This window comes from Nonomuraea sp. NPDC049624 (assembly GCF_040675255.1).
Classification (GTDB): Bacteria; Actinomycetota; Actinomycetes; order Streptosporangiales; family Streptosporangiaceae; genus Nonomuraea.
The window spans coordinates 126405-140898 of sequence record NZ_JBFAOR010000008.1 but is presented as its reverse complement, the minus strand read 5'-3'; the positions used below and the strand labels follow the sequence as shown (position 1 = coordinate 140898).

Genomic DNA, 14494 nt, shown 5'->3' with positions numbered 1-14494 from the left:
GACGGATGCCTTCACCCTGCCCGCAGGGGGTTATGGTCTGATTCGGAGTTGCTTATGGGGGGCGGAGTGCGTTTCGGGGTGCTGGGAGCGCTCGCCGTGTGGGGGCCCGGCGGCGAGCCCGTCCAGGTGCTGGAGGTCAAGGTCCGGGCGCTGCTGGCCGACCTGCTGATCCACGCCGGGCGGCCGGTCTCCGCCGACCGGCTGATCGAGGACCTGTGGGGCGGCAGGCCGCCGGCGAACGCCCTGGCCGCGCTCCGGGTGAAGGTGTCGCAGCTGCGCCGGGTGCTGGGCGACCGGGAGCTGGTGGCGTACCGGGCGCCGGGGTACGTGCTGCGGGTCGAGCCCGAGGACGTGGACGCCGGACGGTTCGCCGCCCTCCTCGCGCAGGCGCAGCGCAGCGCCGACCCGCGAACCCGCGCCGGGCTGCTGCGGCAGGCGCTCGACCTGTGGCGGGGGGCCGCCTTCGCGGAGTTCGCCGACGAGGAGTTCGCCAGGGCGGCCGTGGCCAGGCTCGACGAGCAGCGGCTGGTGGCGCTGGAGGAGCTGGCCGAGGCGCGGCTCGGGCTGGGCGAGCACGGGCTGCTGGCGGCCGAGCTGGCCGACCTGGTGGCCGAGCACCCGTTCCGCGAGCGGCTGCGGGCCGCGCACGTACGGGCCCTGTACCGGGCCGGACGGCAGGGCGAGGCGCTGGCCAGCTACGCCGACCTGCGGACGCGGCTGGCCGACGAGCTCGGGCTCGACCCCGGTCCCGAGCTGGCCGCGCTGCACCAGGCGATCCTCGAGCAGGACCCGGCGCTCGACGGGCCGGAGCGGCGGCGGACGAACCTGCCGGCGCCGCTCACCGGCCTCGTGGGCCGGGAGGAGGCGGTGGCACAGGTGCGCGCCCTGCTGCGGGCCAACCGGCTGGTCACGCTGACGGGCCCCGGCGGCGTCGGCAAGACCCGCCTCGCGCTCGCCGCGGCCGACTCCCCCGGCCCGCCCGGCTTCGGCGGCGGGGTGTGGCTGGTGGAGCTGGCGGGGCTGCGCGCCGGGGCGCCGGCGGTCGAGGTGGCCGAGGCCGTCGCGGGGGTGCTCGGCCTGCGTGACGACGTGGGCGGCGCGGCGCAGGACCTGACCGCCCGGCTGGCCGACGTCCTGGAGGGCACCCGGACGCTGCTCGTCCTGGACAACTGCGAGCACGTCGTCGAGCAGGTCGCCGCGCTGGCCGGACGGCTGCTGCGGGCCGCTCCCGGGCTGCGCGTCCTGGCCACCAGCCAGGAGTCGCTGCGCACCGAGGGCGAGGCGCTGTGGAGCGTGCCGCCGCTGGGACCGCGGGCGGCGGCGGAGCTGTTCGCCGCCCGCGCTGGCATCGAGCCGGACGCCGACGTCGCCGAGATCTGCGCCCGCCTGGACGGCATCCCGCTGGCCCTGGAGCTGGCCGCGACCCGGATGCGCACGCTCACCCCGCGCCAGCTCGCCGAACGGCTGGACGACCGGTTCCGGGTGCTCGCCTCCGGCCGGCGCGGCGCGCCCGCCCGGCAGCAGACGTTGCGCGCGATGATCGACTGGAGCTGGGAGCTGCTGGGCGTGGACGAGCGCGTCGTGCTGCGGCGGCTGGCCGTGCACGCCGACGGGTGCACGCTGGAGGCGGCCGAGGAGGTCTGCGCCGAGCCGGGCGTGGACGTCCTGGACGCGGTGGCCAGGCTGGTGGACCGCTCGCTGGTGGTGCGGGCGTGGGGCGACGGTGAGCCGCGGTTCCGGCTGCTGGAGTCGGTGGCGGCGTACTGCGTGGAGCGGCTGGAGGCGGCCGGCGAGCCGGCGGAGGTGCGGCTCCGGCACGTGCGCCACTACACGGGCCTGGCCGAGCGGGCGGAGCCGTACCTGCGGGGGCACGGGCAGCGGCGCGCGCTCGCCATGCTCGACGCCGAGGGCGGCAACCTGCGCGCGGCGCTGGAGACGGCGGTGCGGCTCGGCGCGGCGGCCGAGGCGCTGCGGCTGGTGAACGCCCTGGCCTGGTACTGGGTGCTGCGCGGCCGGCTGGGCGAGGGCAAGCGGGCGCTGGAGGCGGCGCTGTCGATCGCGGCGGACGACGACCCGGGCGCCCCGCGGGCCAGGGCGTGGCTGGCGGGAATGCGGCTGCTGGTGGGCCGGCCGCCCGGCCCCGACGTGACGCGCCTGTTCGCGGCGGTCGAGGACGCCAGGGAGCGGGCCAGGGCTCGGTGGTTCGTCGGCTTCGCCCTGTTCGGGTACGACGATCTGTCGGTCAGCGCCGGAATGATCGAGACGGCGTTGTCGGAGTTCGCCGAACTGGACGACGAGTGGGGCATGGCCGCCACCCTGACCGTCCGGGCCAGGTGGGCGGGGATGCGCGGCGACCTGGAGGGCATGCGGCGCGACGGCGAGCGCGGCCTCACGCTGTTCCGGCGGACCGGCGACCGCTGGGGCGAGCTGCGGGCGGCGGAGTGCCTGGGCAGCCACGCCGAGATCACCGGCGACTACGACCGCGCCGCGGCGCTGCGCGCGGAGGGCCTGCGCATGGCCGAGGAGCTGGGCCTGTGGAGCTCGGTCTCCGACGCGCTGTCCCGCCTGGGCCGGATCGCCATGTTGCGGGGCGACCACGCGGCGGCCGACGACCACCACGAGCGGGCCAGGCGGCTGGCGGTGTCGCAGTCGAACCGTCCGGCCGAGGAGTTCGCCGAGATCGGGCTGGCGCTCGGCGCGCGCCGCCAGGGACGCCTCGACGAGGCAGAACGGCTGCTGCTGAGCTGGCTGGACTGGGTGCTGGACGTCTCCGGCGAGCCGGGCGCGGCGCTGATCCTGGCGGAGCTGGGCTTCGTGGCCGAGCTGCGCGGCGACGCGGCGGGCGCGCTGGAGTTCCAGCTTCGCGGGCTGGCCGCCGCCCGCAAGGTGGGCGACCCGCGCGCGACCGCACTCGGGCTGGAGGGGCTGGCGGGGGCGCGGGCGCTCGGCGGCCGGCACGCGGACGCGGCGCGGCTGCTCGGGAAGGCCGCGGCGCTCAGGGCGTCCGTCGGCGCGCCGCTGCCGGCGGGCGAGCGGGGCGACGTGGACCGGATCACGGCGGTCGTGACGGTGGCGCTGGGGGCGGCGGCGCTGGCGGCCGGCCTGGCCGAAGGGGCCGGCATGCCGGTGGACGACCTCCTGGCGGACACCGCGGGCGCCTGATCGCCTCGTACGGGGTCTGTCCGGCCACGACACGGCCAAGGATCATCCATGACGATCCCGCATACTTCTGCGATCATCCCGGGATTTTGCACATTCGGTGATTGTCGCCGTGAAAGCGGGCAGTGCCTGAGATGGACGGTCATCATAAGGCAGGGTTGGGAGCATGCCCATGAGGACAGAGCTCGACCGCCTCGCTGGCGGGGCGCACCACGATCCGCACTCCGTGCTCGGAGCACACCCGGTCTCGGGCGGCGTGGTGTTCCGCACGCTGCGCCCGCTGGCCGAGCGGGTGCAGGTGGTGCTCGACGACGGCACGGCCCACGACATGAGACACCAGGCCCACGGCGTGTTCGAGGCCACGGTCACCGGGCTGGACAAGGTGCCCGACTACACCCTGCGCGTCCGGTACGCCGGTGGCGAGCCGTACGAGGTCAGGGACCCGTACCGGCATTGGCCCACGCTGGGCGAGGTGGACCTGCACCTCATCGGCGAGGGGCGGCACGAGCGGCTGTGGGAGGTCCTGGGCGCCCGCGTGATGGAGCATCAGGACGTGCGGGGCACCGCGTTCGCCGTCTGGGCGCCGAACGCGCGCGGCATCAGGGTCGTCGGCGACTTCAACCACTGGGACGGCACCGCCTACCCGATGCGCTCGCTCGGCCGGTCGGGCGTGTGGGAGCTGTTCGTCCCGGGGCTGGAGGCCGGTGAGCGGTACAAGTTCCAGATCCTCGGCGCCGACGGGCTCTGGCGCGACAAGGCCGACCCCATGGCCCGGCGCACCGAGGTGCCCCCGATGACCGCCTCCGTGATCGACGAGTCCGCCTACACCTGGGCCGACGACGAGTGGATGGCCGCGCGGCGCGAGCGTCCGGCGCAGCTGGGGCCGATGAGCGTCTACGAGGTGCACCTGGGCTCGTGGCGGCCGGGGCTGTCCTACCTGGAGCTGGCCGACCAGCTCTCCGAGTACGCCGCCGACATGGGGTTCACGCACGTCGAGCTGCTGCCGGTGGCCGAGCACCCGTTCGGCGGCTCGTGGGGCTACCAGGTGACGTCCTACTACGCGCCGACGGCCCGGTTCGGCACGCCCGACGAGTTCCGGCACTTCGTGGACCGCATGCACCAGCGCGGCATCGGCGTGCTGCTGGACTGGGTGCCGGCCCACTTCCCCATGGACGAGTGGGCGCTGGCCCGCTTCGACGGCACCCCGCTGTACGAGCACGCCGACCCGGCCAGGGGCGAGCACCCCGACTGGGGCACCTACGTCTTCGACTTCGGCCGCAGGGAGGTCAAGAACTTCCTGGTCGCGAACGCCCTCTACTGGCTGAAGGAGTTCCACGTGGACGGCCTGCGCGTGGACGCGGTCGCCTCGATGCTCTACCTCGACTACTCGCGCCGCGAGGGCGAGTGGACCCCCAACGTCTACGGCGGCCGGGAGAACCTCGACGCGGTCGAGTTCCTCAAGGAGATGAACTCGGTCTGCTACCGGGAGGCTCCGGGCATCTCGACCGTCGCCGAGGAGTCGACGGCCTGGCCCGGCGTCTCGCGGCCGGTGCACCTGGGCGGGCTCGGCTTCGGGTTCAAGTGGAACATGGGCTGGATGCACGACACGCTCGAATACCTGCGCCGCGAGCCGATCTTCCGCCAGTACCACCACCATCAGATGACGTTCTCCCTCATCTACGCCTATTCCGAGAACTACGTGCTGCCGCTGTCCCACGACGAGGTGGTGCACGGCAAGGGCTCGCTGCTGGGCAAGATGCCCGGGGACGAATGGCAGCGCTTCGCCCAGCTCAGGGCGTTGCTGGCGTTCATGTGGGCGCATCCGGGCAAGCAGTTGTTGTTCATGGGCGGCGAGTTCGGCCAGGGCTCGGAGTGGTCGGAGGAGCGCGGGCTCGACTGGTGGGTGCTGGAGTTCGACGGGCACAAGGGCGTGCAGCGGCTCGTCCGCGACCTCAACAGGCTCTACAAGGAGACCCCGGCGCTGTGGGAGCAGGACGCCAGGCCGGAGGGGTTCCGCTGGATCGACGCCGACGACGCGTCGGGGAACACGTTCTCGTTCGTCCGGTACGCGGCCGACGGGTCGGCGGCGGCCTGCGTGGTCAACTTCAGCGGCGGCGCGCACGAGAGCTACCGGCTCGGCCTGCCCTACGGCGGCCACTGGGCGGAGGTCGTCAACACCGACGCCTACGACTACTGGGGCAGCGGCGTGGGCAACATGGGCGGGGTCGAGGCCGCGGCCGAGCCGTGGCACGGGCTGCCGTTCTCCACGACGTTGCGGGTGCCGCCGCTGGGCGCGGTGTGGCTGACCAAGGAGGCGCCGACGGAGGCTTCGGAGTCCGCGGGGCCGGCGGGGTCGTTGAACGTTTGAGGTGCGTGCGCTGAAAGTTCGATGAGAAACAGGGCCAGGCTCTGTGCTGGCGGGATAAATCGCCCTAAACTCCGAGATCATCCCCTTCGGAGGACGCGTGCGATTTCGCCCCCTGATCGTGTGCTCGATCGTGCTGGCCCTGTTATCGGCCTCCGTCCCGGCGTTCGCCGACGACCCCGCGGCGACGCCGACGCCGGCGCCCTCCCAGAGCAAGCTGGAGGAGGGCCTCGCGCTCGACGGCGACACCACCCGCGCCATCGTGGAGCTGACCGACGCCGCGCAGCACGAGCCGGTGGCCGGCGTGGCGGCGGCCCAGAGCGTCGACGTGCTGCTGCAGCCGCAGAGCCAGTCGTTCATGGTGGTGGAGGGCACCGCCGAGGAGCTGGCGAAGCTGGCCGAGGACCCGCGCGTGACCTCCATCCACCGCGACCGGACGTACGCACCGGCCGAGGTGGGGTCCAACATCACCCAGATCGGCGCGGACAAGGCCCACGAGAAGAACCTCACCGGCGCGGGCCAGAACATCGTCGTCCTGGACACCGGGATCGACCGCGACCACCCGTACTTCGGGGGCAGGCTCGTGGGCGAGGCGTGCTTCTCGGCCGTGGAGAGCGGCGTGGAGTCGCTGTGCCCGAACGGGCAGCCCCAGCAGACCGGCGAGGGCGCGGCCGACGCCACCACCGCCAAGTGCCTGTCCGGCGGCGTGAACCTGTGCGAGCACGGCACACACGTCGCCGGCATCGCGGCGGGCAGCGGCGGCGTGGCCCCGGGCGCCGGGATCATCGCGGTGCAGGTGTTCAGCCGGGTGAACGACGAGGACATCTGCACGGGCGAGTCGTCGTGCCTGCTGGCCTTCGAGTCGTCGCTGCGGCTGGCCATGGACTACGTGGCCACGCTCACCGAGCCCGTCGCGGCGGTGAACCTGAGCCTGGGCGGCGCGTTGTCGGAGACCGACTGCGACGCCACCGAGGAGGGCGCGGTCTTCAAGCCGAAGATCGACGCCCTGCTGGCCAAGGGCATCGCGACCGTGGTCGCCGCCGGGAACGAGTTCTTCGAGGGCGCCTCCTACCCCGCGTGCGTCTCCTCGGCGGTCGCGGTCGGCGCGAACGACGGCGCCGACGCCATCGCCGACTTCTCCAACCGGGGCTCGCTGGTCGACTTCTTCGCCCCGGGCGTGGACATCCAGTCCTCGGTGCCGGACAACCAGATGGCCACGCACAGCGGCACGTCGATGGCGACGCCGCACGTCGCCGGCGCGCTGGCGCTGATGAAGGCCGCCGCGCCGCAGACGCCCGTCGCCGACCTGATCAACACGCTGAAGACCACGGGCCGCCCCTACCAGTACGAGGCCAACGGCGCCCAGGTCACCACCCCCCGCCTGGACGTGGGCGCCGCCCTGGCCGGCACCGGCACCCAGCCGCCGATCACGCAGGAGCCGACGACCGGCCCCACGGGCGGCCCCGAGCCCGACCCGACGGACGGCAGCGGCCCGACGCCCCAGCCCGACCCCACGGACGACGGGCGGCCCGCGCCGGCCCCGACGTCCTCGGTCACGCCGGTCCCGCTGCCCACGGTCACGGTGACGGTGACCGTCACGCCGACCCCCGCCCCGTCGGCCGCCGCCGTCTGCACGCGCGGCACGGCCGGCGCCAGGTTGACGGCCGGCAAGTGGGCCGTGGAGATCCACCGCAGCAGCGGGACGATCCCCGACGCCACGCTGAACTGCTACCTGAAGCTGATCGGCAAGGCCAGCAAGGTGTTCCCCGAGCTGACCAAGGCGTCGTCGCTGGGCAAGGCGTACCGGGTGCTGAAGGGCACGAAGACGTCCCGCGACCAGCTGGACCGCGCTCTGCTGACGGCCTGGCTCAACTGGGCGCACGGCAGGAACGGCACCACCGTGCTGACCGCCGCCGAGAAGGTGCGGCTGAGCGGCGCGGCGTCGAAGGCGGCCCTGAAGAAGGCGACGAAGAACGTGCTCAAGTCGCTCTGAAGCAGCCTCGCTTCGCTCCGAAGCAGCCTCGCTGAAAGGGGCCGGTCGTCTCCGACCGGCCCCTTTCGTCTTTCCCGTCACAAGGCAAAAAGCAGCTCAGCGTTCACTGCTTTCCCATGGGTCACCGACATCACACTTGTCACACCAGGGGATGGACACCTCACACCGGACGGTCTGACCCTCGGAGGACTAAGTGAGGCTACGGTCCCTGCTCGCCGGCGCTGCCGCGCTGGCCACGACATCCGCCGTGCTCTGCGCGGCGCCACCGCTGAGCGCCGACGCGCGCGACACCGGCGACCCGGTCATCAGCCCCGCCCTCGTCGCGGAGGTCCAGGCCAAGAGCAAGGTCCGGTCGATCATCCAGCTCAAGCCGGGGCAGAACGTGCAGGCCGTGGCCAAGGACCTCGAACAGGCCTCCGAGGGCAGCCGGGTGCTGGAGGGGGCGCAGTCGTCCCACTTCTTCGTCGCCGAGCTGGACGGCAAGACGCTGGCCCAGCTCAGGAAGGACGACCGCGTCCAGGCGGTCTACAAGGACGAGCTGCGCCCGGCCGTCCTGGACACGAGCACCCGGATCATCGGCTCCGACCGGGCCAACGCGGCCGGCTGGACGGGCCGGGGCTTCACGGTGGCCGTCCTGGACACGGGCATCGACCGCGACCACCCCTTCTTCGCCGGCCGGATCGTGGACGAGGCGTGCTTCTCCTCCTCCGACGCCAGCGACGGCTCGGTCTCGCTCTGCCCGAACAACCAGCCGAGCCAGACCGGCCCGGGGTCCGCGGACGCCGAGACCGCCCAGTGCGTCGTGAACGGGGTCAACGCCTGCTCGCACGGCACGCACGTCGCGGGCATCGCCGCGGGCCGGATGACGACGGGCGCGCCCTCCAACGGCGTCGCGCCCGCCGCCGGCATCCTGCCGATCCAGGTGTTCAGCCGCATCGACAGCGCGATGACGTGCGCGGTCATCGGCACCCAGGCGCCCTGCTTCCTCAGCTACACCTCCGACCAGAAGCTGGCGCTGGAGTACGTCGCGCGGGTGGCCGCGGCCCAGCACGTCGCCGCGGCGAACCTGAGCCTGGGCGGCGGCGGGCCGTACCGGGAGAACTGCGACTCCGACCCGAGCGCCGCGGGACTCAAGCCGGACTTCGACACGCTGATCTCCCTCGGGGTCGCGCCCGTGGTCGCGGCCGGCAACAACGGCTTCCCCGACGGCGTCGCGGCGCCGGCCTGCATCTCCTCCGCCGTCGCGGTGGGCGCCACCGACGACCGGGACGCGGTGGCCGGCTTCTCCAACCGCGGCCCGCTGCTCGACCTGCTCGCGCCCGGCGTGGGCATCAGGTCGTCGGTGCCGGACGACACCTACGCCGACAAGAGCGGCACGTCGATGGCCGCGCCGCACGTGGCGGGGGCGTTCGCGCTCATGCGGCAGGCGCACCCGGACTTCACGGTGGCGCAGAACCTGCAGCGGCTGCAGGCCACGGGGCGCGGCATCGGCTACGGCTCCGGCGGCGCCCAGGTGCGCACGGCCCGCATCGACGTGTTCGGCGCCACGGCCCAGAGCACTCCCTGAGCCTGGGAGCAGCGTCAAGGAGAGGGCCGGACCCGACGATCCGGCCCTTTCGCGTACCAGGACAAGAAGCGATAACAGAACACAAGCGTCCCTCTGACATCTCTTGTCCAATATCTACACTTCTTTACACAAACGCCCCCCGACCCCCCGGAGGATCAGTTGAGACTCATGTCTCTGCTGGCCGGTGCGATCACCCTCGCCGCCACCGCTGCGTCGCTGGTCGCCACCCCCGCCCTGGCCGACCCCGAGTCCAAGATCGACCCGGCCGTCACCTCGACGGGTGAGCACCGCGTCATCGTCCGCGTCCGCCAGCCCGCCCAGGTGCAGTCGGCCCTGGCCGGCGCGGAAGGGGTCAGGCAGGACAGGCGGAACGTCGTGGCCACGCCGCCCGCCGAACTGGCCGGCAAGCTCGACTTCTTCGTCTACCGCGGCACCCGCGCCGAGCTGGAGAAGGTCGCCGAGCAGGCGGACGTCGTCTCGATCCGCAAGGACCGGCTCAACGAGCCCTCGCTGGCGCAGAGCGTGCCGCTGATCGGCGCCGACCGGGCGCACCGGCAGGGCTTCACCGGCAAGGGCACCGCCGTCGCGATCATCGACTCCGGCATCGACAACGACCACCCGGCCTTCGGCCGCAGGATCGCGGCGCAGGCGTGCTTCTCCGCCACCGACCCGGCCGACGGCTCGACGCCGCTGTGCCCCAACGGCAGCCAGTTCCAGATCGGCGACGGCGCGGCCAGCTCCGAGACCGAGGCGTGCCTGCGCAACGCCCCCAGGCCCGAGTACGGCCTGTGCTACCACGGCACCCACGTCGCGGGCATCACCGCGGGCCAGGCCACCAAGGAGTTCCCGAACCCCGGCGTCGCCCCCAAGGCCAAGATCATCGCTATCCAGGTCTTCAGCCGCTTCGACAACTCCCCCTACTGCGGCGCCGCGGCGTCCTGCGTGCTCGCCTACGACTCCTCGGTCCTGACCGGCATGGCGTACGCGAACGTGCTGGCCGACCAGTACGACATCGCCGCGGTCAACCTGAGCCTGGGCGGCGGCAGGTACGACACCTCCTGCGACGAGGGCGACGGCGCCGACTTCAAGGCCGAGGTGGACCAGCTCCAGGCCAAGGGCGTGGCCACCGTCGTGGCCGCGGGCAACAACGGCTTCGACGCCGCCGTCTCCTGGCCCGCCTGCGTCTCCAACGTCGTGACCGTGGGCGCCACCGACAAGCAGGACGCCGTGGCCTCCTTCTCCAACCGGGGCGCCCTGCTCGACCTGTTCGCGCCCGGCGTCTCGATCACCGCCGCCATCAGCGGCAACGCCTACGCCACGCTGAACGGGACCTCGATGGCCGCCCCGCACGTCACCGGCTCGTTCGCGCTGCTGCGGCAGAAGCGCGCGCACGCCACCCCCGACCAGCTCCTCGACGCCCTGAAGCGCACCGGCAAGCCCATCGCGTACACCAGCGCGGGCACCCAGCTCACCACCCCCCGCATCAACGTCTACGCCGCCCTGCACACCCGCCGCTGACCCGGCCCCGGCCCAGCTTCCAGGCGGAGCCCCTACCCGGGCGGCCGCCTGGAGCTCTTCCGGGCCCGACACGAAATGTGTCGCTTAGGGTGGCTATATGGACGCAGGCAGGGCGATCTTCGAAACCGTCGACAAGCTTCGCCAGCGGCGCACCGGCCCGCTGGTCCTGGAGCTCGATCTCACCGAGGGCCTCACGGAAGGACCGCCGTCCGACCCGGTCGCCGCGGTGTTGTCCATGCGCAAGACCCGTCTGTCGGACGTGCTGTCCGGCCTCCGGCGGGCCGCCCGGGACTCCCGGGTCAAGGCGCTGGTGGTCAAGCTCGGCGGCAACCCCATGGGCCTGGCCATGGTCCAGGAGCTGCGCGAGGCCGTCACCCGCTTCCGCGCCTCCGGCAAGCTGACCGTGGCCTACGCCGAGACGTTCGGCGAGTTCAGCGGCGGCACGGTGCCCTACTACCTGGCCACCGCGTTCGAGCGGGTCTACCTCCAGCCCAGCGGCGACGTCGGGCTCACGGGGGTGGCGATGGAGCAGCGGTTCCTCAAGGGCGCGCTGACCAAGCTGGGCGTGCAGGTCGAGGCCGGGCAGCGGCACGAGTACAAGACCGCGGTCAACACCTTCACCCAGGACCACATGACCGAGCCCCACCGCGAGTCGATGACCCGCATCGTGGAGTCGGTCGCCGAGCAGCTCGTCCACGGCATCGCCGAGGGCCGCAGGCTCGACCCCGCCAAGGTGCGCGAGCTGATCGACCGCGGCCCCTTCACCGCCTCCGAGGCGCAGGAGACCGGTCTGGTGGACGCCCTCGCCTACCGCGACGAGGTCTACGACGAGGTCAGACGGGCCACGGGCGGCGAGGCCCACCTGCTGTTCGTCTCCCGGTACGCCAGGAGCGCGGCGGTGCGGAAGCTGCCGCATCCCATGGCCGACGGCATCGCGCTCGTGCACGGCAGCGGGCAGATCAGGAGCGGCCGCAGCGGACGCAGCCCGCTCGGCGGCGGCGGCGCGATGGGCTCCGACACGATCAGCGCGGCGCTGCGCGCGGCCCGCCGGGACGAGCACGTCAAGGCCGTGGTCTTCCGCGTGGACAGCCCCGGCGGCTCGTACGTGGCCTCCGACACGGTGTGGCGGGAGGTGACGCTGACCCGCCGGGTGAAGCCGGTGATCGTCTCCATGGGCGACCTGGCCGCGTCCGGCGGATACTTCGTGTCCATGGGCGCCGACGTGATCGTGGCCCAGCCCGGCACCCTGACCGGCTCGATCGGCGTTTATGGCGGCAAGCCCGTCATGACTGACTTGCTCCAAAAAATCGGGATAAATACTGAACTGGTCGCCGACGGGGTGAACGCCGGCATGTTCTCCACCGCCCGCGGCTTCTCCCCCGAGCAGTGGGACCGGGTGAACGGCTGGCTCGACCGCATCTACGACGACTTCGTGGGCAAGGTCGCCCAGAGCCGCGACCTCACCCGCGAGCGCGTCCACGAGCTGGCCAGAGGCCGGGTGTGGACCGGCGCGGACGCCCACGCCAACGGCCTGGTCGACGAGCTGGGCGGTCTGGAGCACGCCCTCGGCCTGGCCCGCGAGCGCGCCCGGCTGGCCGACGACGCCCCCGTGCGCGTCTATCCCAGGCTCAACCCGCTGGAGCGCCTGCGCGGCCCGGAGTCCAGCGAGGACAAGTCCGCCGCCCTGGCCAGGATGCGGCTCGACGCCTGGGGGCCGCTGGCCCGCCTGTCGGCCGAGCTGGGCCTGCCCGCCGCCGGTCCGCTCTCTCTGCCCGGTTGGTACATCATCGGGTAGTTCGATCTTGTACGCTCGCCCGTGCCGGCAAGGCCGTCACCCGGATCAGGCCGGCCTTCAGCCCGGTGCGGGGTCCGACGCCCGGCTGGCACGACGAGCGGCTCCGGGGCCGAAGAAGGCCGCGGCCCGCTCCAGGGCGCCGGTGTCGCGCAGGATGTCGCCGGGGCGGTTGGCGTAGCCGACGAGCGCGCCGCCCCACGACCCGAAGTACTCGGCCGACAGGCGCAGCGTGCCGATCAGCGGATCGGCCACCGACTCGTCCTCCTCGCTGATCGTGGTGACCGCCCAGACGGTCTTGCCCGCCATGCGCGCCCTGAAGTCGTAACCGGGGACCCGCATCCAGGCCGACCAGTGGTCCAGGTAGAGCTTGGTGGTGGCCGAGACGCTGTACCAGTAGAGCGGGGAGACGATCACCAGGTCGGTGGCGTCGAGGGTGGCCTCGGCGAGCAGTTTCGCCGCGCCCTCGGGCACGGGGTAGAGGCCGTCGCCGGTGTGGCGGATGTCCTGGAAGGGCGGCAGCGGGTGGTCGTCGAGGCGCAGCCAGCGTTGCCCGACGTCCGGCGGGAGCGCGGCGGCGGCGTGCCTGGCCAGGGTCTCGGTGTTGCCGTCACGGCGGTTGCCGCCCAGAAGGAAGAGGAAACTGCGCATTCAGCATCCCATCGGCCGGTAGCGGGCGCGCAGCCGTACCAGCGGCTGGAGCGCGGGGGTGACATAGGGGACGGCGAGCACCTGGGCGACGAAGAGCGTGTGGTCGCCGGCCGGGACGACCTGGGTCGTCTCGGCCTCCAGGGCCGCCACACCGCCCTCGACCACCAGCGCCTCGGTCTGCGCCCCCCGGTGGTGGGGGGTGCCCGCCAGCAGCAGGCGGGCGCTGGGACGGCCGGCGGTGGCGAAGCGGCTGGCGATCGCGGCCTGGCCGGAGGACAGCAGCGAGGCCGCCCACCGGTCCTGCCGGAGCAGCACCTCGCAGAGGTAGCCGCGGGAGGTCAGGCTGATCAGCACGAGCGGCGGCTCGGCCGAGACGGACATCAGCGCCGACACGGTCACGCCCAGGTCGTCACGCCCGTCCCGGACGGTGATCACCGCGACGCCCGCGGCCAGTTGCGCCATCGCCTCCGTGAACTCGCTCACAGCGGAGACCTCCGGCCGGAGGCCCCCGCCGCGGGCGTCAGGCGAGGCCGTTGGAGGTCAGCCATTCCTTGGCCACCGTGGCGGGCTCGTCCTTGTTGACGGAGATCTTCTGCATCATGTCGAGCAGGGACTGGGTGCTCAGCTTGGCCGAGATGCCGTTGAGCGTGGTGCGGATCGTGTCGTTCGCGCCGGCCTTGAACAGCAGCGGCGTGACGTTCTGGGCGGGGAAGATGTTCTTGGTGTCCTGGAGCGGCACCAGGTTGTTGGCCAGCATCTTGGGGTCCGTGGTGAACACGTTGCCGACCTGGATCGAGCCGTCCTTCAGGGCGTCGGCCGTGGCCGGGCCCTTCGGCTCCCACTGCTTGAACTCCAGCCCGTAGACCTCCTTGAAGCGCGCCTCCCACCGCTTCTTGAACTCGGGCGGGCCGCCGACGACCATGTTCTTGGAGACCTTGGCCAGGTCCTCGATGGTGTTCAGCGACTGCTTGGTCTGGGTGTCCTTGGTGACCGAGAGGCTGTCCTTGTCCTCGGCGGGCGAGGAGTCGAGCACTTCGAGCTCGGCCGGGAGCTTCTCCTTCAGCGCGGCGTTGACCTCGTCGGTCGTCGAGGCGGTGTTCTTCAGGTCGACGAAGGCCAGCAGGTTGCCGTTGTACTCCGGAACGATGGTCAGGCCGCCGTTCTTGACCTGGTCGTAGACCGCCTCGCGGCTGCCGATGCGCGGCTTCTCCTCGACCTGCACGCCCTTGGCCTCAAGGGCTTGGGCGTAGATCGACGCGAGCAGCACGCTCTCGTCGAAGTCGAAGGAGCCGATGACGGCCTTGCCCCCGGCCGCCGCGGCCGACCCGCTGGGCGCCGCGCTCGTGGTGTCGAGCGGGTTGGCCCCACCGCCGCTCCCGCCACCGCAGGCGGCCAGCGCCAGCGTCGCCGACACGAGCACCGCCGCGGTGCCGATCATGCGTCTCATCT

At 72.7% G+C, this 14494-nt stretch carries 9 protein-coding genes; 6 read left to right on the top strand and 3 right to left on the bottom strand.

What is annotated here, in order from left to right; translation table 11 throughout:
• Nucleotides 1-54: 54 nt before the first annotated feature.
• The 6 genes from AB0J76_RS31690 to sppA all read left to right on the top strand — a co-directional run bounded on the left by AB0J76_RS31690 (nt 55) and on the right by sppA (nt 12397).
• Nucleotides 55-3162, top strand: coding sequence for a BTAD domain-containing putative transcriptional regulator (locus tag AB0J76_RS31690; protein WP_352322055.1), 3108 nt, complete (start codon nt 55-57; stop codon nt 3160-3162).
• Between the two features lie 169 nt (nt 3163-3331).
• Complete coding sequence (gene glgB, locus AB0J76_RS31685) at nt 3332-5527, top strand: 1,4-alpha-glucan branching protein GlgB (RefSeq protein ID WP_352322053.1); 2196 nt, start codon at nt 3332-3334, stop codon at nt 5525-5527.
• A gap of 97 nt (nt 5528-5624) precedes the next feature.
• Nucleotides 5625-7517 carry a S8 family serine peptidase gene (locus AB0J76_RS31680; protein ID WP_352322051.1) on the top strand — a complete coding sequence of 631 codons (1893 nt, stop codon included), beginning with the start codon at nt 5625-5627 and terminating at the stop codon, nt 7515-7517.
• A 193-nt stretch (nt 7518-7710) separates the two neighbouring features.
• The gene (locus AB0J76_RS31675; protein WP_352322049.1) at nt 7711-9084 is read left to right on the top strand and encodes a S8 family serine peptidase; all 1374 of its coding nucleotides are present in this window, start codon (nt 7711-7713) and stop codon (nt 9082-9084) included.
• Between the two features lie 168 nt (nt 9085-9252).
• Nucleotides 9253-10602: a S8 family serine peptidase gene (locus AB0J76_RS31670; RefSeq protein ID WP_352322077.1), complete on the top strand. Its 1350-nt coding sequence runs from the start codon at nt 9253-9255 to the stop codon at nt 10600-10602.
• Between the two features lie 97 nt (nt 10603-10699).
• Nucleotides 10700-12397: a signal peptide peptidase SppA gene (sppA, locus tag AB0J76_RS31665; RefSeq protein ID WP_352322047.1), complete on the top strand. Its 1698-nt coding sequence runs from the start codon at nt 10700-10702 to the stop codon at nt 12395-12397.
• 57 nt (nt 12398-12454) lie between these two features.
• On the opposite strand, the gene AB0J76_RS31660 is transcribed toward sppA, so the two are convergent.
• The 3 genes from AB0J76_RS31660 to AB0J76_RS31650 are packed head-to-tail and all read right to left on the bottom strand — an operon-like array spanning nt 12455 to nt 14492.
• On the bottom strand, nt 12455-13045 hold the full coding sequence (locus AB0J76_RS31660) for an NAD(P)H-dependent oxidoreductase (protein ID WP_352322045.1): 591 nt from the start codon (nt 13043-13045) through the stop codon (nt 12455-12457).
• The gene (locus tag AB0J76_RS31655) at nt 13046-13528 is read right to left on the bottom strand and encodes a flavin reductase family protein (protein WP_352322043.1); all 483 of its coding nucleotides are present in this window, start codon (nt 13526-13528) and stop codon (nt 13046-13048) included.
• Nucleotides 13529-13565: 37 nt separating this feature from the next.
• Nucleotides 13566-14492 (bottom strand): ABC transporter substrate-binding protein, encoded by a 927-nt coding sequence (locus AB0J76_RS31650; RefSeq protein WP_352322041.1) that lies wholly within the window; start codon nt 14490-14492, stop codon nt 13566-13568.
• Nucleotides 14493-14494: the final 2 nt, after the last annotated feature.